This is a genomic window from Azospirillum humicireducens (assembly GCF_001639105.2).
Lineage (GTDB): Bacteria > Pseudomonadota > Alphaproteobacteria > Azospirillales > Azospirillaceae > Azospirillum > Azospirillum humicireducens.
In genome coordinates this window covers 2,681,850-2,702,500 of sequence record NZ_CP015285.1, presented here as the reverse complement: position 1 = coordinate 2,702,500, position 20,651 = coordinate 2,681,850, and the positions used below count along the sequence as shown (strand labels likewise).

General features: G+C 67.6%; 21 protein-coding genes. 15 read left to right on the top strand and 6 right to left on the bottom strand.

The window, feature by feature from the left end; translation table 11 throughout:
* Window positions 1-16 precede the first annotated feature (16 nt).
* Window positions 17-1,396 carry a M23 family metallopeptidase gene (locus tag A6A40_RS12720; RefSeq protein WP_063636276.1) on the top strand — a complete coding sequence of 460 codons (1,380 nt, stop codon included), beginning with the start codon at window positions 17-19 and terminating at the stop codon, window positions 1,394-1,396.
* 62 nt (window positions 1,397-1,458) lie between these two features.
* Here A6A40_RS12720 and A6A40_RS30695 read toward each other — a convergent pair whose 3' ends face one another.
* Together A6A40_RS30695 and motA are read right to left on the bottom strand one after the other, a co-directional pair.
* Entirely contained in the window at window positions 1,459-1,632 is a 174-nt protein-coding gene (locus tag A6A40_RS30695; protein WP_158279287.1) for a hypothetical protein, read from the bottom strand.
* 133 nt (window positions 1,633-1,765) lie between these two features.
* Entirely contained in the window at window positions 1,766-2,626 is an 861-nt protein-coding gene (motA, locus tag A6A40_RS12710) for a flagellar motor stator protein MotA (RefSeq protein WP_014249276.1), read from the bottom strand.
* Window positions 2,627-3,372: 746 nt separating this feature from the next.
* On the opposite strand from motA, the gene A6A40_RS12705 reads away from it, so the two are divergent.
* Window positions 3,373-3,978 (top strand): glutathione peroxidase, encoded by a 606-nt coding sequence (locus tag A6A40_RS12705; protein ID WP_063635712.1) that lies wholly within the window; start codon window positions 3,373-3,375, stop codon window positions 3,976-3,978.
* 23 nt (window positions 3,979-4,001) lie between these two features.
* On the opposite strand, the gene ccmB is transcribed toward A6A40_RS12705, so the two are convergent.
* Complete coding sequence (gene ccmB, locus A6A40_RS12700) at window positions 4,002-4,667, bottom strand: heme exporter protein CcmB (RefSeq protein ID WP_063635711.1); 666 nt, start codon at window positions 4,665-4,667, stop codon at window positions 4,002-4,004.
* Window positions 4,664-5,401 carry a heme ABC exporter ATP-binding protein CcmA gene (gene ccmA, locus A6A40_RS12695; RefSeq protein ID WP_418208613.1) on the bottom strand — a complete coding sequence of 246 codons (738 nt, stop codon included), beginning with the start codon at window positions 5,399-5,401 and terminating at the stop codon, window positions 4,664-4,666. The genes ccmB and ccmA overlap by 4 nt, the downstream gene beginning before the upstream one ends.
* A 509-nt stretch (window positions 5,402-5,910) precedes the next feature.
* Between ccmA and A6A40_RS12690 the strand changes: the two genes are divergently transcribed.
* The 5 genes from A6A40_RS12690 (at window position 5,911) to A6A40_RS12670 (ending at window position 11,043) form a co-directional block, all read left to right on the top strand.
* On the top strand, window positions 5,911-7,602 hold the full coding sequence (locus A6A40_RS12690) for a putative transporter (protein ID WP_108546664.1): 1,692 nt from the start codon (window positions 5,911-5,913) through the stop codon (window positions 7,600-7,602).
* 137 nt (window positions 7,603-7,739) lie between these two features.
* Window positions 7,740-8,546 carry an ABC transporter ATP-binding protein gene (locus A6A40_RS12685; protein WP_063635709.1) on the top strand — a complete coding sequence of 269 codons (807 nt, stop codon included), beginning with the start codon at window positions 7,740-7,742 and terminating at the stop codon, window positions 8,544-8,546.
* Window positions 8,547-8,632: 86 nt separating this feature from the next.
* Entirely contained in the window at window positions 8,633-9,484 is an 852-nt protein-coding gene (locus A6A40_RS12680; protein WP_236783661.1) for a lysine/arginine/ornithine ABC transporter substrate-binding protein, read from the top strand.
* Window positions 9,485-9,644: 160 nt separating this feature from the next.
* Window positions 9,645-10,349: an ABC transporter permease gene (locus tag A6A40_RS12675; protein WP_063635707.1), complete on the top strand. Its 705-nt coding sequence runs from the start codon at window positions 9,645-9,647 to the stop codon at window positions 10,347-10,349.
* Between the two features lie 4 nt (window positions 10,350-10,353).
* Window positions 10,354-11,043, top strand: a complete 690-nt coding sequence (locus A6A40_RS12670) for an ABC transporter permease (protein ID WP_063635706.1) — start codon at window positions 10,354-10,356, stop codon at window positions 11,041-11,043.
* Between the two features lie 277 nt (window positions 11,044-11,320).
* On the opposite strand, the gene A6A40_RS12665 is transcribed toward A6A40_RS12670, so the two are convergent.
* The gene (locus A6A40_RS12665; RefSeq protein WP_082860810.1) at window positions 11,321-12,478 is read right to left on the bottom strand and encodes a penicillin-binding protein activator; all 1,158 of its coding nucleotides are present in this window, start codon (window positions 12,476-12,478) and stop codon (window positions 11,321-11,323) included.
* 104 nt (window positions 12,479-12,582) lie between these two features.
* Between A6A40_RS12665 and rsmI the strand changes: the two genes are divergently transcribed.
* From rsmI to A6A40_RS12635, 6 genes are all read left to right on the top strand, one after another.
* The gene (rsmI, locus tag A6A40_RS12660) at window positions 12,583-13,473 is read left to right on the top strand and encodes a 16S rRNA (cytidine(1402)-2'-O)-methyltransferase (RefSeq protein WP_063635704.1); all 891 of its coding nucleotides are present in this window, start codon (window positions 12,583-12,585) and stop codon (window positions 13,471-13,473) included.
* Window positions 13,470-13,838, top strand: a complete 369-nt coding sequence (locus A6A40_RS12655; RefSeq protein ID WP_063635703.1) for a YraN family protein — start codon at window positions 13,470-13,472, stop codon at window positions 13,836-13,838. The genes rsmI and A6A40_RS12655 overlap by 4 nt, the downstream gene beginning before the upstream one ends.
* Before the next feature lie 27 nt (window positions 13,839-13,865).
* Complete coding sequence (locus A6A40_RS12650; RefSeq protein WP_063635702.1) at window positions 13,866-14,708, top strand: SirB1 family protein; 843 nt, start codon at window positions 13,866-13,868, stop codon at window positions 14,706-14,708.
* A gap of 29 nt (window positions 14,709-14,737) precedes the next feature.
* The gene (gene gshB / locus A6A40_RS12645) at window positions 14,738-15,685 is read left to right on the top strand and encodes a glutathione synthase (protein ID WP_063635701.1); all 948 of its coding nucleotides are present in this window, start codon (window positions 14,738-14,740) and stop codon (window positions 15,683-15,685) included.
* 171 nt (window positions 15,686-15,856) lie between these two features.
* Entirely contained in the window at window positions 15,857-16,855 is a 999-nt protein-coding gene (gene trpS / locus A6A40_RS12640) for a tryptophan--tRNA ligase (RefSeq protein ID WP_063635700.1), read from the top strand.
* A gap of 13 nt (window positions 16,856-16,868) precedes the next feature.
* Window positions 16,869-17,525, top strand: coding sequence for a pyroglutamyl-peptidase I (locus tag A6A40_RS12635; protein WP_063635699.1), 657 nt, complete (start codon window positions 16,869-16,871; stop codon window positions 17,523-17,525).
* Window positions 17,526-17,534: 9 nt separating this feature from the next.
* Here the strand turns inward: A6A40_RS12635 and A6A40_RS12630 are convergent, their stop codons facing one another.
* Window positions 17,535-17,909 carry a MarR family winged helix-turn-helix transcriptional regulator gene (locus tag A6A40_RS12630; RefSeq protein ID WP_014249257.1) on the bottom strand — a complete coding sequence of 125 codons (375 nt, stop codon included), beginning with the start codon at window positions 17,907-17,909 and terminating at the stop codon, window positions 17,535-17,537.
* A 929-nt stretch (window positions 17,910-18,838) separates the two neighbouring features.
* On the opposite strand from A6A40_RS12630, the gene A6A40_RS12625 reads away from it, so the two are divergent.
* A complete protein-coding gene (locus tag A6A40_RS12625) occupies window positions 18,839-20,377 on the top strand; it encodes an alpha/beta fold hydrolase (RefSeq protein WP_236783660.1) in 1,539 nt (512 codons plus the stop codon).
* A gap of 22 nt (window positions 20,378-20,399) precedes the next feature.
* Entirely contained in the window at window positions 20,400-20,651 is a 252-nt protein-coding gene (locus tag A6A40_RS12620; protein WP_063635697.1) for a hypothetical protein, read from the top strand.

Genomic DNA, 20,651 nt, shown 5'->3' with positions numbered 1-20,651 from the left:
CAGGAGGAGGATGACGGTGCGTTCGAGGCTCTCCCGCCTTCCCACGCTCGCCTTGCTTGCCATCATGACGGCCGGTGCGCTGACGCCTGCGGTGGTTTCCGCGCAGAGTGCCGATGCGCCGAACGGCCGGATGCCTCAGGCCTACAAACCTGCGGTCAAGCCAAACACGGGAGCGGAAGACGCGTCCGAGGCCAAACGCAACGACGACGATGGCGGTCCCGCCGGACCGGTCGACCGCCGCACCCTCTCCATCGGCCGCGGCGACACGCTGATGGATCTGCTCGCCGAAGCGAAGGTGCCGGCGAACGACGCCCATGACGCGGTTGCCGCCTTGCGCGACGTCTACAACCCGCGCCGCCTCCAGGTCGGCCAGCGCGTGACCGTCCTGTTCGAGCCGCGCCGCGGCGGCGCCCGCAAGTTCGTCGGGTTCGAGTTCGCTCCCGATCCGCTACGGTCGGTGTCGATCGCGCGCAAGGGCGATACCGGTTTCACGTCCAGCCAGACCGAGAAACCGGTGACCCGCAAGCCGGTCGCGGCGCAGGGCGTCATCCGGTCGAGCCTGTTCGAGGCGGGGGCCCAGGCCGGGGTTCCGATCTCGGTCATGATGGCCTTCCTCCAGAACTTCTCCTATGACGTCGACTTCCAGCGCGACCTGCAGCCGGGCGACCGGTTCGAGGTGATGTATGAGAAGCTGGTCACCGCCGATGGCACGGAGGCGGGCGAAGGCGAGCTGCTTTACGCGTCGCTGACGCTGAGCGGCGACGACATGCCGATCTACCGATTCAAGACCCGCGACGGGCGGATCGACTATTTCAATGACGATGGCGAGAGCATCCGCCGCGCCCTGCTGCGCACCCCGATCGACGGCGCCCGCATCACATCGGGCTTCGGCATGCGCCATCACCCGATCCTGGGCTTCAGCAAGATGCACAAGGGCGTGGATTTCGGCGCGCCGTCGGGAACGCCGATCTATGCCGCCGGCCGCGGAACCATCGAGCTGGCAGAGCGCAACAGCTCCTACGGCAACTATGTCCGCATCCGCCACAACACCGAGATCTCCACCGCCTACGCCCATATGAGCCGCTTCGCCAAGTCTATCCGCCGCGGTGCGCGGGTCGATCAGGGCGACATCATCGGCTATGTCGGCTCCACCGGGCGGTCCACCGGTCCGCACCTGCATTACGAGGTGCTGAAGGCCGGGCATCAGGTGAACCCGCGCTCCGTCGACCTGCCGACCGGCGAAAAGCTGGAGGGGCGGGAACTCCAGAACTTCCAGCAGGCCCGGAGGGCGATCGACAAACTGTTCGAGGAGTCCCGCGGCGGCTTGCAACTGGCACGCACCCCGGCGTCGGCCTCCCCGGAGGAAAAAGGCTGCAATAAGGCAACAAGCTGCTGATCGCCGAGCACTGATCGGCATGCCGGCGGCGATCGCCGCCGGCGAAAGCCGCAAGGTTGCGCCTATTCCCTGTTCATCATGTTCCGGATGGCGCCGACGAATTGCCGCGCGGTGTTCTCGTCATCCAGCATCTTCTGCAGCTTTTCACGGATGATCATCGCCTTCGGCCGCTGCTGCATCGCGCGTTCGATGGCGACGTCGGCTTCGCCGGGCTTCAACGGTTCGAGTTCGGACATGGCGGACATCCCGTGCGGAAAGGCTGTGTTGGGTCGGCACGCAGGTAAGGATAGCCCGATCCCGTCCCGCCATCATCAGGCAAACACCATCGGCAGGGGCGGCGGAAACCGTTGAGAGCCCCCGCCTTCCGGATCAGGCCGGCGGCAGGGCGGAGGTTGCTTCTTCGACCTGGGCAAAGGTCGGACGGTATTCCGGCTCCAGCACGTTCCGCGCGTATTCGACCGAGATGGCAGGCGCATAGCCGGACAGATGGGCGATCAAACCGGTCTTCATCGCGTGATAATACCTGCCCTCGGCGTGATAGATGTTCTTCAATCCGCTGGCGATGGGGGCGAGGAAACCGTAGGCCACCAGAATGCCGGTGAAGGTGCCGACCAGTGCGCCGCCGATCAGCTTGCCCAGCACCTCCGGCGGTTCGGTGATCGAGCCCATGGTATGAATCACACCCAGCACCGCGGCGACGATGCCCAGCGCCGGCACGGCGTCGGCCACCGCCTGGATGGCGTCGGCGATGCGCTGGTGTTCGTGGTGCATCGTCTCGATGTCCTCGTCCATCAGGTCGACCAGCTCATGCGGGTTGTCGGCGCCCAGCGACATCAGACGGAGATAGGTGCAGAGAAAGGCGATGGCATGGTGATCGCCGTAGAATTTGGGGAACTGCTGGAAAAGCGGGGAATCCTCCGGCTTTTCGATGTGCTGTTCCAGCGCCAGCAAGCCCTTGGTCTTCGCGATCTTGAAGACCTGGTACATCATGGTGAGGACCTCGAGGAAGTCCTCCTTCTTGTATTTCGGACCTTTGAAGAGGTGCCCCAGTTCCTTGCCGGTGTGGGTGACAACGGACTTGGGGTTGGCGATGAAGAACGCTCCGGCGGCCGATCCGAGAATGATCATGAACTCGAACGGCATCCACAGCACGCCCATGTGGCCGCCGCCGAGGATGTAGCCGCCGAACACGCTGACCACCACGATGACCAAACCGATGATCACGAACATCCGGTCTTCTCCCTACCCCACCCCGCCACGGACCGCAGGATGCATCCGACCGACAGAAGGCCGGAGATCGGTTGAGTTTCCGTAAACCACCCGAACGGTCTACCGCCTTCGCGACAGGCCGCGCGATCCTACCGGTGCGGATGGGTCCTGTCACGGAAGGACTGGCGGTACAGGCTTTTCAAGCTCTGTGGATCCGTGAACGGGCGGAGACTGGGCGCCGGAGGAGACCGGAGTGGTGACCAGGACGACAGCGAGGACACAAGGTGGTCACAGGCACAATACGGAAACGCCCCCGCAGCCGGACAGATCGAACAGTCGGAGTACTGAACGCCATAAGGGTCGTTACCGAAGCGGAATGTTCATCTGGATGCTGACGCCAGGCGGCTGGGGGGGACGATGGCGGGAACGGAGCGGAAAGCCGCATACCCATGTCGATGGGATAGGATCTTATGCTCAGGCTTTGGCTGGACTGGGTGAGACGTTTTTCGGGTGGTTCCCGGTGGAAAAGCGGGTGCGCTGCGAGCGGTCCGCCGCGCATCCTTACCTATGAAGCCGTTGTTCGGAGGGCGGTATCGCTACCCATCCGATGGGGATAGGCTGGATGCGGTGCGCGCATGACGGTCGTTTTCCGCGGTCCGTTTGATCCGGTAGGCGACGGAGAGCGTATGAGGCATCGTAGCTGAGGATGTCGCCATCCGCCGGGATGACGACAGTGCCGATATCCCCCCAACCGCCGAGCCGCACCGATGACCGTCCGGACCCGCTTTCGCACCGCCGCCCTGGCCGCCATCCCTACCGCCTTGGCGGCGGTCTTCTCCATGACGGGAGGCGCCAGCGCCATGGCCGCCAGCAGTGAAGTCAACGCCTACAGCTTCACCTTCCAGGGCATCGACGGGCGCCCGCTGCCGCTGTCGCAGTTCGCGGGCAAGGCTATCCTGGTGGTCAACACCGCCTCGCAATGCGGCTTCACCCCGCAGTACCAGGGGCTGCAGGCGCTATGGCAGCGCTACCGCGACCGTGGGCTGGTGGTGGTCGGCGTGCCGTCGGACGACTTCGGCGGGCAGGAGCCTGGAACTGCGACCCAGATCAAGGATTTCTGCGAGGTCAACTATCGGATCGACTTCCCGATGACGGACAAGACGGTGGTGTCGGGCGACGGCGCCCACCCCTTCTACCGCTGGGCGTCGGACGAGATGGGCTTCATCGCCAAGCCGCGGTGGAACTTCCACAAGTATCTGGTCGGGCCGGACGGCAAGCTGGCGTCCTGGTTCTCCACCATGACCGACCCCGAGTCGGACAAGGTGCGCGAAGCGATCGAGAGGCTGCTGCCGGAGAAGGCGCCGAAATCCTAGGAGCCGGATTCCGCGCCCCTCCCCTACTCCACCGCCTGACGCAGGGCAGCGGCGCCGGCCCAGGGGGCGAGCGGCAGGGCGGCGGCGAGGATGCCTGCAAGCAGCAGCAGGTGCGGGCGCGGGGTCAGGCTGTTGATCGCAGCGTCGATGGCGCCGGCACCGAAGATCAGCACCGGAATGTAGAGCGGCAGGATCAGGAGTGACAGCAGCACCCCGCCGCGCCGTGCGCCGAGAGTCAGCGCAGCGCCGATGGCACCGATCAGGCTGAGGATCGGCGTTCCCAGCGTCAGGGTCAGCACCAGCACGCCGAAGCCCTGCGCATCCATGTTCAACAGGACGGCCAGCAGCGGGGCGGCGACGATCAGCGGCACGCCGGTGACCAGCCAATGGGCCAGCGTCTTCGCCAGCACCGTGGCCTCCAGCGGCAGGGAGGAGAGCGACAGAAGCTCCAGCGAGCCATCCTCGTAATCGGTCTGGAACAGCCGCTCCAGCGACAGCAGCGAGGCGAGCAGCGCCGCCACCCAGATCACACCTGCGGCGATGCGGGCGAGGATGTTCGGCTCCGGCCCGACGCCGAAGGGAAACAACACCACGCACAGGACGAAGAACATCACGGCGATGGTGGCGTCCGACCCCTGGCGCAGGGCCAGCCGCAGGTCGCGCGCGACAAGGCGCAGGAAACGGCTCATCGCACGGCTCCCTCTTCCTGAAACTCTTCGCCACCGCCTTCGTCGTCGTCGCTCTCTTCGTCATCAACGTAGGGGGTGAAATCGTCGAGATGCAGTTCCTCGCCGCCAGGGGTGGCGATGTCGGTGTGGGTGGACAGCACCACCATGCCGCCCTGGGCGCGGTGTTCGGCGATCAGCCCCTCGAACAGGGCGATGGCGGCACGGTCGAGCGCCACCGTCGGTTCGTCGAGCAGCCACAAGGTCGCCGGTGCGGCCAGCAGCCGCGCCAGATTCAGCCGGCGCTTCTGCCCGGCCGACAGATAGCGGCCCGGCACCCCGGCGATGTGCGGCACCCCAAGCCGGTCGAGCGCCGCCCGCGCATTGGCGGCCGGATCGGCGGCCCCGGCCAGCCCCGCCCAGAAGGCGAGGTTCTCCGCCGCCGTCAGCACCGGCTTCACCGCGTCCAGATGGCCGACATACTGCACCCGCGCCCGGTGGCCGTCGGGATCCTCGGCAACCGACACCCCGTCCCAGCCGAGCGTGCCGCGCAGCGGCTTCAGCAGGCCGGCCATCACCCGCAGCAGGCTGGACTTGCCACTGCCATTGGGGCCGAGCAGCACCAAGGCGCCACCGGCAGCGATGCGGAACTCCAGCCCGGTGAAGACCAGCCGGTCGCCACGCAGGCAGGTCAGCTCGGATCCGGAAAAAACGGGCATGGGACGGGTCGTGCTTCCGGTTGAGGGAGGCGCTGCTATAGCACAGGGCGGGAGAAAAGCCGGAGCAAGAATGGCGTCACCGCGGCATGAGCCGCGCAAAGAAAAAGGCCACCGCGAGGGGGTTCTCGCGATGGCCGCGCGCCCGGCCGGGTCCGGCCAGACGATGCTCTATGGAACGGAGTCCGTTCGTCGCTGCGGTGGCGCTAGGGGGAACGCCGATGCGCGCGACATGCGTCGCCGGTTGCTTGAAAACAGATCTAAAGGGAGAAAATGGCAAAATTTGGATGCAGTTCGAGCAATCGGACATTGTCCTGTGGCAACCGGGCGGCATCGCAGCGCTGCGCTCCCATGCGCGGGATGCAGCGCGGGGCTGCCGGCTACGGCAGGGCTAAAGCCTGACCGCTTGTTCTGAATCAACGCCTTACTCCGCCGTCCTGCCGCATCCTGCCACCGTCGCCCCCGTCCGCGGGAAGCGTCGCGGCTTACCAGGAGCCCTTCCGGGGTCTGCCGCAACCCTGCCCAATTGTGTTCAGCAAGCGAGTCCTCCCATGTCGGCCCTCACATCGGCCTTCGCAGACATTCTCCAGGCCATGCCGCCGATCGCGCGGGTGGTCCTCATGCTCGGCCTCGTGTCGGCGGCCGGCGTGGCGCTCGGCCACATCAAGATCCGGGGGGTCGGGCTCGGCATCGGCGGCGTTCTGTTCTCCGGCATCGCCGGCGGCCACATCGCCAAGCAGGCGGGCATCGCCTTCAATCCGGAGATGATGGACTTCATCCGCGACTTCGGGTTGATCCTGTTCGTCTACACCATCGGCATCCAGGTCGGCCCCGGCTTCTTCGCGGCGTTGCGCCGCACCGGGCTGGCGCTGAACGGGCTGGCTCTGCTGATGGTCGGATCGAGCATCCTGCTGACCGCGGCGCTGGTCTCCTCGGGGTCGCTGTCGCTGGGGTCCTCGCTGGGGGTGTTCGCCGGTGCGGTGACCAATGCCCCGGCGCTCGCCGCCACCCAGCAGGTCCTGACGGAAGTCGGAGCCGACGCGGCGGTGATGGCCCTGCCCGGCCTTGCCTTCGCCGTCACCTACCCGTTCGGCATCGCCGGCAACCTGCTGGCGATGGCCGCCGTCCGCATCCTGTTCCGCATCGACCCGGAGGCGGAGGCCGCCCGGTTCGAGGAATGCCGCCGCGCCGAGGTGTCCAAGCTGGAGACGATGGATCTGGCCGTGCGCAACCCGGAGCTGGCGGGCAAGACGCTTGGCTCCATCGACCTGCTGTGCGGCCAGGGGGTGGTCGCCTCGCGCCTGCTGTGCGACGGCAAGCTCTGCGTCCCGCATGACGACACCCGCCTGAAGCTGGGCGACGTGCTGCATGTGGTCGGGCCGAGGCAGAAGCTGGAGCAGGTGCGGGCGCTGCTGGGGCAGGAGTTCGAACGGCCGCTGACCACCAAGGGCACCGACCTGAAATGGGAGCGCATCGTCGTCACCAACAACGGCGTGCTGGGCAAGTCGATCGCCGCCCTGAACCTGCAGGAGGCCCATGACGTGGTGGTCAGCCGCGTCAACCGGTCGGGCGTGGAACTGGTGCCGACCCAGGCGCTGAAGCTGCAGTTCGGTGACATCCTGACGGTGATCGGCCGGCCCGAAAGCCTCGCCGCCGTCGGGCAGGTCTTCGGCAACTCCGCCCGCAAGCTGCAGCAGGTGGAGATGATCCCGCTGTTCCTGGGCATCGCGCTGGGTGCGGCACTGGGTGCCATCCCGATCTTCCTGCCGGGGATGCCGGCGCCGCTGCGCCTGGGTCTGGCCGGCGGGCCGCTGATCGTGGCGCTGATCCTGGGCCGCGTCGGCCATGTCGGGCCGCTGGTGTGGTTCATGCCGCCGGCCGCCAACCTGGCGCTGCGCGAGATCGGCATCGTCCTGTTCCTGGCCGTGCTGGGCATCGCGTCGGGCGACCGCTTCGTCGCCACGCTGGCCAGCGGCGCCGGATGGCCCTGGATGATGTGGGGCGTGCTGGTGACGCTGGTGCCGCTGCTGCTGACCGGGCTGATCGCGCGCGGGCTGATGAAGCTGAACTTCCTGACCATCTGCGGCGTGCTGGCCGGCGCCCAGACCAACCCGCCGGGGCTGGCCTACGCCAACGCGCTGGTCGCGTCGGAGGCTCCGGCGCTCGCCTATGCCACGGTCTATCCGCTGGCGATGTGCCTGCGCATCCTGGGGCCGCAGATCCTGGTACTTTTGTTGTGGTGACGCATCAATTTCGGACACAAGCGGCACAACGTGCGCGGTGTGTGAAATCCGCGTTGCGGAACGCCTGCGCGCCGGTCTAGCCTATGCCGCAATGGTCAGACCATAACCAGCCCCCACAACCCTGCCGGTTCCCACGCATGCATCGCCATCCGCCCGTCAGCGACTCCGCACCCGCCGCCGTCGTCGTGGAGGATTTGCACAAGCGGTTCGGCGAGCTGGAGGTGCTGAAGGGCGTGTCGCTGACCGCGCGCGAAGGCGACGTGATCACGCTGATCGGCTCCTCCGGTTCGGGCAAGAGCACGCTGCTGCGCTGCATCAACATGTTGGAGATCCCGGACGACGGGCGCGTCGTCATCGGCGGCGAGGCCATCGCGCTGAAGAAGACGCGCGGCGGCGCCACCGTCCCCGCCGACACCCGTCAGGTGGAACGCATCCGCACCAGCCTCGGCATGGTGTTCCAGAGCTTCAACCTCTGGACCCACATGACCATCCTGGAGAATGTGATCGAGGCGCCGGTGCATGTGCTGGGCGTGCCGAAGGCCGAAGCCGTCGACCGCGCCCGCGGGCTCCTGGACAAGGTCGGCATCCTGGCCAAGGCCGACAGCTACCCGGTCCAGCTCTCCGGCGGGCAGCAGCAGCGCGCGGCCATCGCGCGGGCGCTCGCCATGCAGCCGAAGGTGATGCTGTTCGACGAGCCGACCTCGGCGCTCGACCCCGAGCTGGTGGGCGAGGTGCTGCGCGTCATCCGCCAGCTGGCGGACGAAGGCAACACGATGATCCTGGTGACGCACGAGATGGGCTTCGCCCGCGAAGTGGCGTCCAAGGTGGTTTTCCTGCATCAGGGGCGGATCGAGGAGGAGGGGTCACCCGACAAGGTGCTGACCGATCCCGACTCGGACCGGGTGCGGCAGTTCCTCTCGCGCCATCTGTCCGGCGCGGCGTGAGGGGACGAGGCAGAGGGCAGGACCGGACCGTCAGAAACAGCCCGGCCCCCGACAAGGGCGGAAGAACGGGCGAACCGAACAGAGGAGTGTGTGCGTTGAAGAAGATCGTTTCGGCCCTGGCGCTGGGCGCCATGATGGCTGTGGCCGCGGCGGGCGCCGCCGGTGCCAAGGAGTGGAAGACGGTCCGCATCGGCAGCGAGGGCGCCTATCCTCCGTGGAACGCCACCGACACCTCGGGCAAGCTGATCGGCTTCGAGGTCGACCTCGCCAACGACCTGTGCAAGCGCATGAAGGTCACCTGCGAGTTCGTCGCCCAGGACTGGGACGGCATCATCCCGGCCCTGCAGCAGGGCAAGTACGACGCCATCATGTCGGCGATGACCATCACCGGCGAGCGCAAGAAGGTCATCGACTTCTCGGCCCCCTACGGCACCGAGCCGTCGGTCTTCGCCGTGCCGACCGGCTCGCCGCTGGCCAAGGCGCTGAATCTCGGCGCCGACCGCATCGACCTGAACGACCAGGCCAAGGCCAAGCCGGTGCTGGACAAGCTGGCCGAGGCGCTGAAGGGCAAGTCCGTCGGCGTCCAGGTGTCGACCATCCAGGCCGACTTCATGGACAAGCATCTGTCGAAGGTGACCATGCGCACCTACGACAAGATCGACAATGCCGGCATCGACCTGAACTCCGGCCGCGTCGACGCCATGTTCGGCGACCGTTCGGTGGTCGAGGCGGTGCTGAAGGCAACGCCCGGCAAGATGGTCGTCGTCGGCCCGAACTTCATCGGCGGCGTGATCGGCGAGGGCATGGGCGTCGGCCTGCGCAAGGACACCGCCGACCTGAAGGCGATGTTCGACAAGGCCATTGCCGAGGCCCTGAAGGACGGCACCGTCAAGAAGCTGAGCACGCAGCATTTCGGCTACGACATCTCCCCCAAGTAAGGGGATCGAGTGAGACGGATCTCCAATCCGTCCGTCTGATCGGAGCGGCGCCCGGCGGCCTTCGCGGCAACCGGGCGCCGTTCGTTCCCCGATCGCCGTTAGCTGACCCCGTACGGCCGGCCTTCCGCGCCGCGCCCGGCGGGCCTTACCGGGCGTGCCAATGCTGGAACTCCTTTCCTTCGGTCCCAACGGCTGGGGCGGACAGCTTCTGATGGGAACCGCGATGACGGTCGCGGTCGCCGTGTCGGCCTTCGCCTTCGGCATCCTCGTCGGGTCGCTCGGCGCCTCGGCCAAGCTCAGCCATTCCATGGCGCTGAACGTGGTGGCCGACATCTACACCACGGTCGTCCGCGGCATCCCCGAACTGCTGGTCATCTATCTGCTGTTCTTCGGCGGCAGCAGCGTCGCCACCTCCATCGCCGCCGCCTTCGGCTATGACGGTCGGGTCGACCTGAACGCCTTCACCATCGGCGTGCTGGCCGTCGGCCTGATCTCCGGTGCCTATTCGACCGAGGTGATCCGCGGTGCGGTGCAGTCGGTCCCCTTCGGCCAGATCGAGGCGGCGCGCGCCTGCGGGATGAGCCGTTGGCTGATCCTGCGCCGAGTGCTGGTGCCGCAGACCCTGCGTTTCGCCCTGCCCGGCCTCGGCAATGTCTGGCAGCTGACGCTGAAGGACACCGCGCTGGTGTCGGTGACGGCCTTGGCCGAGTTGATGCGCGTGACCCATCTGGCGGCCGGCGCCACGCGCCAGCCCTTCCTGTTCTACGGGACCGCCGCCGTGCTGTACCTGCTGCTGACCACCGTTTCGACGGCGCTGTTCAACCGCGCCGAAATCTCCGCCAACCGCGGCGTCCGGAGGGCATGAGGCCATGAACTGGCAACTGATGTGGGACAGCCTGCCCCGTATGATCGGCGGACTGTCGCTGACGCTGCAGTTGATCGTCGGATCGCTGGCGCTGGGCGCGCTGGTCGCCTTCGGCGTGGCTCTTCTGCGGCTGTCCGGCAACAGGGTGGTGGAGACGCTGGCCGCGGCCTATGTCTTCGTCTTCCGCGGGACGCCGCTGCTGGTGCAGATCTTCCTGGTCTATTACGGGCTGGGCCAGTTCGAGTTCATCCGCGACAGCATCCTGTGGCCCTTCCTGCGCGAACCCTACTGGTGCGCCATCCTGGCGCTGACGCTGAACACCGGCGCCTACACCAGCGAGGTTCTGCGCGGCGCCATCCTGTCGGTGCCGCAGGGGCAGGTGGAGGCGGCACGGGCCTGCGGCATGTCGCGGGCGCTGGCCTTCCGCCGCATCGTCCTGCCGGTGGCGATCCGCCAGATGCTGCCGGCCTACGGCAACGAGGTGATTTTGATGGTGAAGGCGACCTCGCTCGCCAGCACCATCACGCTGATGGAGGTCACCGGCATCGCCCGGCGGATGATCGCCCAGACCTTCGCGGTCTTCGAACTGTTCATCGTCGCCGGGGCGATCTATCTGGTGCTGAACTTCATCGCCACCCGCCTGATCAAGTTCGCCGAATGGCGCCTGACCCCCTACCTGCGGGCACGGGCGTAAGTAAGGATAGCGTTTTACTTGCCCTCCTCCCCCTGGGGAGAGGGTCAGGGTGAGGGGGACGCACAGCGACAATTCCCAAGTATCCTTACCTGAGATACGAAAACGCCGCGGCTCGTCCCGAGACGACCGCGGCGCTTCAGCCTTCAGAGCCGGTGAGTTCTTATCGGCTTTTCTCGGCCGTCATCCCCGCGAAGGCGGGGATGACGGCCCAAGGCGGCACATCGGGACTCACAAACTCTCACCCACCCCTCTCCCCAGCGGGCAGAGAGATCGTCATTCACTGCCCAAGCATCTCGAACGACGGCGGCGCCGGATCGATCACGCGCGAGCCGGTGGGGGTGATCTCCATCACCGCCAGACCGCGTTCGACCAAGCCGTCGGCGCGCAGGCGGAACAGGCCGTCCAGCCCTTCGAAGCCGTTCGGGTTGGTCATCGCCATGCGGTCGAAGGGCACCGGGCCGCCGCTGCGGGTCAACACCGCGGCGATCGACGTCGCGTCATAGGCCAGCGTGGCGATGCGCGGCGGCTTGCGGCCATAGACCTGCTCGAACTGCGACTCGAAGCGGGTACGGGTCTGCGGCGCGGGTGCCGCGTACCAGGCGCCGACCAGCGCCGGCTCCTGCCCCAAAGCCCCTTGCGACGTATCGTCCCACAGGCCGGTGCCCAGCAGCTTGACCTGCTGCGGCTGCACGCCGTTGGCGGCCAGCGCCTGGGCGATGCCCTGGGCGCGCGGTCCGCCTTCGGCCAGCATCACCGCCTGCGGCTGCGGGGTTTCCTGGGCCACCTGCTTGGCCGGGATCGACAGGTCGGTGACGGCCGGGTCGTAGCGTTCGACCTGCGTGGTCATGGCGCCGAGGCGTGGTGCGATCTGCTGCATGGCGTTGACCACCGCGTCGCCATAGGGGGAACGCGGCGCCAGCACGGTGAAACGCGTCGCGCCGCGGGAGCGGGCGAAGCCGGCGACGCGGCTGACCTGATCGGCCGGGACAAAGCCAAGCACATAGGTGCCGTTGCCGGCCTGGGTGGCATCGTTGGTGAAAGCCAGAACGTCGACGCCGGCATTCTGGGCGATCGGCCGCACCGCGGCGACATCGGCGGCGAACAGCGGGCCGATGATCAGGCGCGCGCCTTCGGCCAGAGCCTGGCGGGCGGCATCGGCGGCACCGCTCGGCGTGCCCTTGGTGTCGCGCGGCAAAAGCTGCAGCTGGTCGCCGGCCATGTCGAACAGCGCCATTTGAGCTGCGTCCAGCATGGCCTGTCCGATGGCCGCGCTCTGGCCGCTGAGCGGCACCAGGACCGCCACCTTGATCGGGCCCTGCGCCTCCGGCAGAGGAGCCACCGGAGCCGGAACCGGTTGCGGCGCTTGTGCCACCCGCGGCGGCGCGCTTACAGTCGAACAGGCCGACAACAGGCCGGCGACCAGCAAGGCTGCCACGCCGTGACGTTTCAGACCCTGTGAGAAAGCTGTTGCCAAGCGTGCCACCGATCATCTCCACATCTGCTGAAACGGCCGCCGATACCGAAGGCGAGACCCAAGGCATGGTTCAAAGTGGCGCTCAAGGTAGCCCCCTCGCCGCGCCAAGTAAACTCGCGGGCGGACTCCATGTCGTCGCCACCCCCATCGGAAACGCCGCCGACATCACGCTGCGGGCGCTCGACACGCTGAAGCGGGCCGACGCTATCGCCTGCGAGGATACGCGCGTCACCGCAAAGCTGATGGGCATCCACGGCATCCACACCCCCTTCGTCTCCTACCACGAGCACAACGCCGCAAAGATGCGTCCGGTCCTGATCGAGCGCATGAAAAAGGGCGAGGCCATCGCGCTGGTCACCGATGCCGGCACGCCGCTGGTCTCCGACCCCGGCTACAAGCTGGTGCGGGAATGCGTGGCGGAAGGCGTGGCGGTGACCACCCTGCCCGGCGCCTCGGCCCCGCTGGTGGCACTGGTGCTGTCCGGCCTGCCGACCGACCGCTTCCTGTTCGCCGGCTTCCTGCCGAACAAGAGCAGCGCGCGACGCGCCACCGCCGGCGAGTTGAAGGGCGTGCCCGCCACGCTGGTGTTCTTCGAATCGCCGCAACGCCTGCCGGAGTCGCTGGCCGATCTCGCCGATATCCTGGGCCAGCGCGAGGCCGCCGTCGCGCGCGAACTGACCAAGCTGTACGAGGAGGTGCGGCGCGGCACCCTGCCGGATCTCGCCGCCCATTACGCCGAGGCCGGCCCGCCGCGCGGCGAGGTCGTGCTGGTCATCGGCCCGCCGGGCGAAGAGGCGACACCGGGCGAGGCCGATGTCGACGCCCTGCTGCGCGACGCGCTGACCCGCCTGTCGGTGCGCGACGCCGCCGCCGACGTCGCCGCCCGCACCGGCCAGCACAAGCGCACCGTCTATGCCCGCGCGTTGGAACTGCAGCGGGAGGAGAAGGCGAAATGACCGATCTGGATGCGCGGCGCCTGCGTGCCGAAAGCCTGGGCCGCCGGGCGGAGGCGCTGTGCCGTCTGTCGCTGCGGCTGCGCGGCTACCGCATCCTGGCAAGCCGCCTGCGCACGCCGATGGGCGAGATCGACATCGTCGCCAAGCGCGGCAAGACCATCGCCATCGTCGAAGTGAAGGCCAGAGGCGACTGGGACACCGCCAACGAGGCGCTGAACGCCCGCCAGCGCGGCCGGCTGGTCCGTGCCGCCCATGCCTTCCTGGGCGCCACCCCCCGCTATGCCGGCTATGTCTTGCGCTTCGACGTGATGCTGGTTACCCCTTGGGCCTGGCCCCGTCATCTGGTCGATGCCTGGAGATCGTGAGGGGACGAATTTGAGGGGGCGACAGTCTTGAGCAACCGCGCGGAAGCCCGCGAAATCCTGCGCCGCATCGGCGACCAGCCGGACGACGAGATCGATCTGGCCGAAGCCGCTCTGGCGCTGGGCGCGCTGGAACTGCCCAGCGCCGATCTTGCTCCCTATCGCGCCCATGTCCGCACCCTCGTCGAGGATCTGGCCGCCCGCGTCGCGGCGCAGGACCCGGCGGCCGACAGCCTGGAGACGCGCATCGCCCATCTGCGTGCGGTGATCGGCGGGCGCCACGGCTATTCCGGCGACCACGACACCTACGACGATCTGCAGAACGCCAACCTGCTGCGGGTGATCGACCGCAGGCGCGGCCTGCCGGTGGCGCTGGGCATCCTCACCATGCATGCCGCCCGCTCGCAGGGCTGGCCGATGGTCGGGTTGAATTTCCCCGGCCATTTCCTGGTCCGCATCGAAAAAGATGGCGCCCGCGCCATCATCGACCCCTTCAACGAGGGGCAGACCCGCAGCGTCGTCGATCTGCGCGACCTGCTGAAGGCCACCGCCGGCAGCGCCGCCGAGCTGGAACCCGGCCATTACCAGCCGGTGTCGAACCGCGACGTGTTGCTGCGCCTGCAGAACAACATCAAGCTGCGCCACCTGTCGGCGCACGAGGTGCCGAAGGCGCTGGAGGTGCTGGAGGCGATGCGCCTGTTCGCCCCGCACGAGCCGGCGCTGTGGCGCGAGACCGGCCTTCTGGAAGCCCATGCCGGCAACCTGAAGGACGCCATCACCGCGCTGGAGACCTTCATGGCGCTGACCGGCGACGACCATCGCCGCCACCAGACCGCCTCGCTGATCCAGCAGTTGAAGAACCGCCTGAACTGACCCCGTTCGCAGAGGTCCGGAGACCCGTCATGAGCCTCGCCGTCGCCTTCCAGATGGACCCCATCGAGTCGATCAACATCGACACCGATTCCAGCTTCATGATGGCGCTGGAGGCGCAGAAGCGCGGCCATCGCCTGTACCATTACCACCCGCGCGACCTGATCCTGACCGGCAACCGCCTCACCGCCCGTGTGCGCGAAATGACGGTGGTGCGCCAGCGCGGCGCCCATTACACGCTGGGCGAGCCGGTGCCGACCGACCTGTCGACGATGGACGTCATCCTGCTGCGGCAGGACCCGCCCTTCGACATGGCCTACATCACCTCCACCCACCTGCTGGAGCATGTGCAACCGAAGGTTCTGGTGGTCAACGATCCGGCCGAGGTGCGCAACGCCCCGGAAAAGCTGTTCATCACCAAGTTCCCCGACCTGATGCCGCCGACACTGATCACCAGCGACAAGCAGGCCATCCTGGACTTCCGGGCGGAGCACAAGGACATCATCGTCAAGCCGCTGTTCGGCAACGGCGGTGCCGGTGTCTTCCACCTGAAGCCTGACGACGAGAATCTCGGATCCCTGCTTGAGATGTTCACCCAGCTCTACCGCGAGCCGGTGATCGTGCAGAAGTACCTGCCGGAGATCCGCCAGGGCGACAAGCGCATCATCCTGGTCGACGGCGAGCCGGTGGGCGCGGTCAGCCGCATGCCGCAGGAAGGCGAGGCCCGCGCCAACTTCCACGCCGGCGGCAGCGCCAGGAAGACCGAACTGACCGCGCGCGAGCGCGAGATGTGCGCCGCCATCGGCCCGGTGCTGCGCGAGAAAGGTCTGGTCTTCGTCGGCATCGATGTGATCGGCGACTACATGACAGAGATCAACGTCACCTCCCCCACCGGCATCCAGGAGATCAACCGCCTGGACGGCGTGCAGCTGGAAGCCCTGCTGTGGGATGCCATCGAGCGCCGCCGCGCGGGGAAGTAAGGATAGACCTCAGGCGGGCGGTGCAGCCGGGCAAGACGCGGGTCCGGCCAGCCCGCTTGAGCCGGGCGAAACCGTCGCGCGCATGGCGCGGCTGCGGCGCACCGTGCCTTGACCGGCGGACTTCGGGGGGCGATAACTGCCGCCTCCCAGAGTTTTCGAGCGAGACCACCCGTGAACCGCATTTTCTCCGGCATGCAGCCGACCCGGCAGCTTCACCTCGGCAACTATCTGGGGGCGCTGCGCAACTGGGTGGATTTGCAGAACAGCTACGAGTGCATCTTCTGCGTCGTCGACCTGCACGCGCTGACCATCGACCAGGACCCGGAGGTTCTGCGCAACAACATCCGCGAGGTCGCCGCGGCCTACATCGCCGCCGGCATCGATCCGGACAAGAACATCCTGTTCAACCAGTCGGTCGTGCCGGGCCATGCCGAGCTGGGCTGGATCCTGTCCTGCCACACGCCGCTGGGCTGGCTGAACCGCATGACCCAGTTCAAGGAAAAGGCCGGCAAGCAGAAGGACATGGCCAATCTGGGCCTCTATGCCTACCCGACGCTGATGGCCGCCGACATCCTGCTCTACAAGGCCACCCATGTGCCGGTGGGCGAGGACCAGAAGCAGCACCTGGAACTGGCGCGCGACATCGCCGGCGCCTTCAACCGCCGCTATGAGACCGAGTTCTTCCCGCTGCCCGAGCCGCAGATCCTGGGCGAGGCGACGCGGGTGATGAGCCTGCGCGACGGCAAGAAGAAGATGTCGAAGTCGGACGAGTCCGAATATTCGCGCATCAACATGACCGACGACGCCGACACCATCGCCCAGAAGATCCGCAAGGCGAAGACCGATCCGGAACCGCTGCCGGAAACCGTGACCGAGCTGGAGGCCCGCCCCGAGGCCGACAATCTCGTCACCATCTATGGCGCCCTGGCCGGCCAGTCGCGCGAGCAGGTTCTGGCGCAGTTCGCCGGTTCCCAGTTCTCCGACTTCAAGAAGTCGCTGGTCGACCTGTCGGTGGACAAGCTGGCGCCGATCACCACCCGCATGAAGGAACTGCTGGCCGATAAGGCGGAGATCGACCGGCTGCTGAAGAAGGGCGGCGAGCGCGCCGCCGCCATCGCGGAGAAGAACCTGAACGACGTGAAGGACATCATCGGCCTGCTGCGGCCGTAAGGATGCCTTGCCCGTGACGGCTCCCATCCTGATCACCGGCTTCGCGCCGTTCGGGGTCCTCCCGGACGGCGAAGCGGCCCCCCAATCGGACCATCCCTGGGCCGCCGATCCGACGGCCCTGCTGATGGACCGGCTGGCGGGGGAGCCGGGGGTCGTCACGGCCACACTCCCCCCTCTGTATGATGCCTGCGGCGAGGCCTTCGCCGCGCTGCTGGCTGAACACCGGCCACTGGCGGCGCTCGGCTTCGCCTATCTGGAAACGAGCGATTACATCCGGCTGGAACGGCTGGCCTGGAACCGTGACGAGAGCCCGCTGCCGGACGCCGCCGGCACGGTGCGGGACCATGCCGACATCGTGCCGGACGGGCCGACCGCCTATGGCAGCACCCTGCCGGTGCCTCGGGTGATGCGGGAATTGTCGATGGCAGGCCTGCCGGTGACCTTCGGCGACTTTTCGGGCGGCTTCCTCGGCAACCATCTGTTCTACCGGGCGCGGCATATCATCGATTGCGCCGGACTGGATATCCCCTACGGCTTCTTCCACATGCCGCCGCTGCCGGAGCGCGCGGCGGTGCTGCGTCGTTTCGGCGGTCTGAGCTTGGATCGGCAGGAACTGGCGGTGCGCACGTTGGTGGGGATGCTGCGCAGGGCGCTGGACGGGATCGCCTGAATACGGAAATCAGGCCGTCCTGGCGGGGCGGCGCTGGTCGGGCGGGTTCACGATGGCGCGCAGCGCGTCCAGGAACTCACGGCCCTTGTCGGTCAGGGTGACGATCTTGCGGCGGCGCTCGCGCGGGTCTTCCTGCGCCTGCACCAGATCGAGGCCGGCCTTGCCGAAGCTGTGCCAGCGGCTGAGCGCCGCGACGTTGCGCGACGCGGAGGATTGGGCGATGCCCAGGCGTTCCGCCAGTTCGCCGATGGAGATGCCTTCGCTCTGCGCGATGGTCATGAAACTCAGCGCATACTGGATGGGCAGGTCGGGGTCGAGCTTGCGGAACGCCTCAAGCACCTGGACGACGGTAAGGACCTCGTCATGACGAACGCGGGCCGGCATTCAGCAGGTCTCCGCGGCGCCGCGCGCTATGCAGCGCGGGAGGGTGGTCCCCAGCGGGCCGGTGTGTAGATGATGTTCAGGCGTCCAAGCCATAGGATGACTTCCCCGTTTTCACGCCTCAGGTCGAAGGACCCGGCCGGCGATGCCCAGCGGGCGTGTTCAACGAAGAGACGATGACCGCAAAAACCCAGAAAGACAGACATAGGATCCTCTCGATATCCGGAATTCACGTTCGAAGGCCGCGGGAAGAAGTCGGGCCGGCTGGGCATGATTGGCGGCGGTGATGGCCGGATCGCCCGATCGGCGAGTCCAGGCGGTGGCTACGATGGCTTTCATCGAAACTCTCCAGAGGTTGAGTGATGCCGGCGTGAGAAACCGGCGGATCCGGTATCGCCGCTCAGCGATACGGTTGCAAGGTCAAAAATGTCCGCGCGTCCGATAGGTTCCGATCGCGGATGTGAAAAGGCGGAAGACGGCCGCCGAGGGATGGTTCTCCGGGCTCGGCCGTCTCCCCATCCGCCAGTCCGATATCCCGCCGCAGGTGATCGCACAGTCGGCCCGGCCCGGAAGATGCTCCGGAATCAAGCCAGCGGCTCCGCAACGCCGTCCACAGGGTCGGCATGATCTGCTCCTTTGCCTGAGAGGCCCCGGCCGTCGGCGCCTCTGGAGGCGAAATAGTTCCGTACTCGGAAGTATTCCGTCAACCTGTCCTTGGCTTCCATGAGCCATTCGTCCACGGACGGACGGACCATTGCCGCAGGGCTGTGGCAAATCGGCACCGCTTGCGCGCCGTTTCACCTGCTCGCGGGATGGCGTCGGGCGCCGCTGGACAAGCGGGGGGCTGGTCGGTCAAACACAATCGTCCGCAAATGCCGTCGGCGGTACTCCGTCCATCGGCTCCCTATCCATCGGTTCCGGATCGTCCGTTCGTGTTGATCGCCCTCCCTTCCGTATGGCCGACAGCGGTGCGCACCGCCCTGACGCTGCGGGCGGTTCTCGTGGTGGCCGTCGCGACCATGGCGGCGCCGTGGATCGGACCGGCGGCGGCGGAGGCGCGCTTCACCCCAGGCCCCTGCTGGTTCACCGTGCCGGATGGCGAGGCGGCCTTGTGCGGAACGGTGGCGGTGCCGGAACGGCGCGACCGGCCCAACAGCCGGAGCCTGCGCCTGCCGGTCGCCGTCCTGCTCAGCACTGCCCGCCAGCCCGCCCCCGACCCCGTGCTGTTCCTGGAGGGTGGCCCCGGCGCTTCCCCCTTCGGCAGCAGCGAGGCGACGGAAGAGCGGATGGAGGTGTGGTGGGAGCTGTCGGCCCCCTTCCGCCGTGCCCGCAACCTGATCCTGTTCGATCCGCGCGGCGTCGGCCGGGCGGAACCGGACACCGACTGTCCCGAACTGGACGGCGTCGCCCCCACCCGCGGCACCCGGCCCGTGACGCGCGAACAGCGGGCGGCTTTGGAACGGGCGGCGGTCAGCGCCTGCGCCGCCCGGCTGGAAACCGCCGGGCTGGACGGCACCCAGTTCTCCACCCCCGTCGCGGCAGAGGATGCGCTCGACATCGCCACCGCGCTGGGCGCCCAACGGATCAACCTGTTTGCCGTGTCCTACGGCACGCGGGTCGGGCTGGAGATCCTGCGGCGGCAGGGCGGCCGTGTGCGCGCCGCGGTGTTCGACAGCGTCTATCCGCCCGACGTCAACGCCCAGGAGGACGCCGCCTGGCTGGCGCAGCGGACCTACCGCCGGCTGTTCGACGATTGCGCCGCCAACCGCAGCTGCCGGTCGGCCTTTCCCGATCTGGAAAAGCGCTTCCTCGATCTGGTGGAGCGGCTGGACCGCAATCCGGTCGACATCGTCGTCGGCGACCATGAGACGCGCCGCGCCCTGCGGCTGACCGGCGGGGTTACGATCGCCGCCGGGCTGGAAGCCCTGGCGATCAGCGAGGCGATCCCGCTCATGCCAACCATCATCGACCGTGCCGCCCGCGGCCAGTATGCGGCCCTGGCGGAATGGGCACCGATCAACTGGCTGGGCGATCCCGAGGTGGCGGACGGGCTGGCCTTCTCCACCGAATGCCGCGAATCGGTCAACACCGCCGATCCGCTGAAGCGCGCCGACAGCGCCCGCCGCTATGCGCCCTACGGACTGGTCGCCACGGACGATCCCGGTCAGCGCGTCTGCCGACTTTGGTCTTCCGGCCACCAGGAACCGGCCGAACGCCTGCCGGTCGCCAGCCCGGTGCCGGTCCTGCTGCTGTCCGGCGCCTACGATCCCGTCACCCCGCCGGAGTGGGGCGACCGCGCCGCCGCCACCCTGCCCAAGAGCCGCCATCTGGTCTTCCGCGCCGCCAGCCACATCGTGACCTCCAGCGAAGATTGCGCCATGGCCGCCGCGGTGACCTTCATCGAGCAGGAAACGGTGCCTGCCACCGTCTGTCCGGGAGCGACCAAGCCGCCGGTGTTCGAGCGGCCGTGAAGCCCAGGAGATACCCGTTCCCATGCCCTTCCCACCAGACGAACGTGCCGTGCTGCTGGCCGTCAAGGGCGTCGGCCCGACAGTGATCGGCAGGCTGGAGCAAATCGGAATCCATGATCTGGCAGCGCTGGCCAGAGCCGACGCCGCAACCCTGTGCGCGGCCATAGCGGGAGAGTTGGGCGCCAGCTGCTGGAAGAACAGCCCGCAGGCGCACACCGCAATCGCGGCGGCCATCCGTGCCGCGCAAGATCGCGCCGCATTGCCTCCCCGATAA

Excerpts from the sequence above, each read along its gene's own strand:
- A6A40_RS12685 (WP_063635709.1), top strand. The coding sequence starts at position 7,740 with ATGCATCGCCATCCGCCCGTCAGCGACTCCGCACCCGCCGCCGTCGTC.
- A6A40_RS12670 (WP_063635706.1), top strand. The coding sequence starts at position 10,354 with ATGAACTGGCAACTGATGTGGGACAGCCTGCCCCGTATGATCGGCGGA.
- rsmI (WP_063635704.1), top strand. The coding sequence starts at position 12,583 with ATGGTTCAAAGTGGCGCTCAAGGTAGCCCCCTCGCCGCGCCAAGTAAA.
- A6A40_RS12690 (WP_108546664.1), top strand. The coding sequence starts at position 5,911 with ATGTCGGCCCTCACATCGGCCTTCGCAGACATTCTCCAGGCCATGCCG.
- A6A40_RS12620 (WP_063635697.1), top strand. The coding sequence starts at position 20,400 with ATGCCCTTCCCACCAGACGAACGTGCCGTGCTGCTGGCCGTCAAGGGC.
- A6A40_RS30695 (WP_158279287.1), bottom strand. The coding sequence starts at position 1,632 with ATGTCCGAACTCGAACCGTTGAAGCCCGGCGAAGCCGACGTCGCCATC.
- A6A40_RS12655 (WP_063635703.1), top strand. The coding sequence starts at position 13,470 with ATGACCGATCTGGATGCGCGGCGCCTGCGTGCCGAAAGCCTGGGCCGC.
- gshB (WP_063635701.1), top strand. The coding sequence starts at position 14,738 with ATGAGCCTCGCCGTCGCCTTCCAGATGGACCCCATCGAGTCGATCAAC.
- A6A40_RS12630 (WP_014249257.1), bottom strand. The coding sequence starts at position 17,909 with ATGCCGGCCCGCGTTCGTCATGACGAGGTCCTTACCGTCGTCCAGGTG.
- ccmB (WP_063635711.1), bottom strand. The coding sequence starts at position 4,667 with ATGAGCCGTTTCCTGCGCCTTGTCGCGCGCGACCTGCGGCTGGCCCTG.
- A6A40_RS12705 (WP_063635712.1), top strand. The coding sequence starts at position 3,373 with ATGACCGTCCGGACCCGCTTTCGCACCGCCGCCCTGGCCGCCATCCCT.
- A6A40_RS12675 (WP_063635707.1), top strand. The coding sequence starts at position 9,645 with ATGCTGGAACTCCTTTCCTTCGGTCCCAACGGCTGGGGCGGACAGCTT.
- motA (WP_014249276.1), bottom strand. The coding sequence starts at position 2,626 with ATGTTCGTGATCATCGGTTTGGTCATCGTGGTGGTCAGCGTGTTCGGC.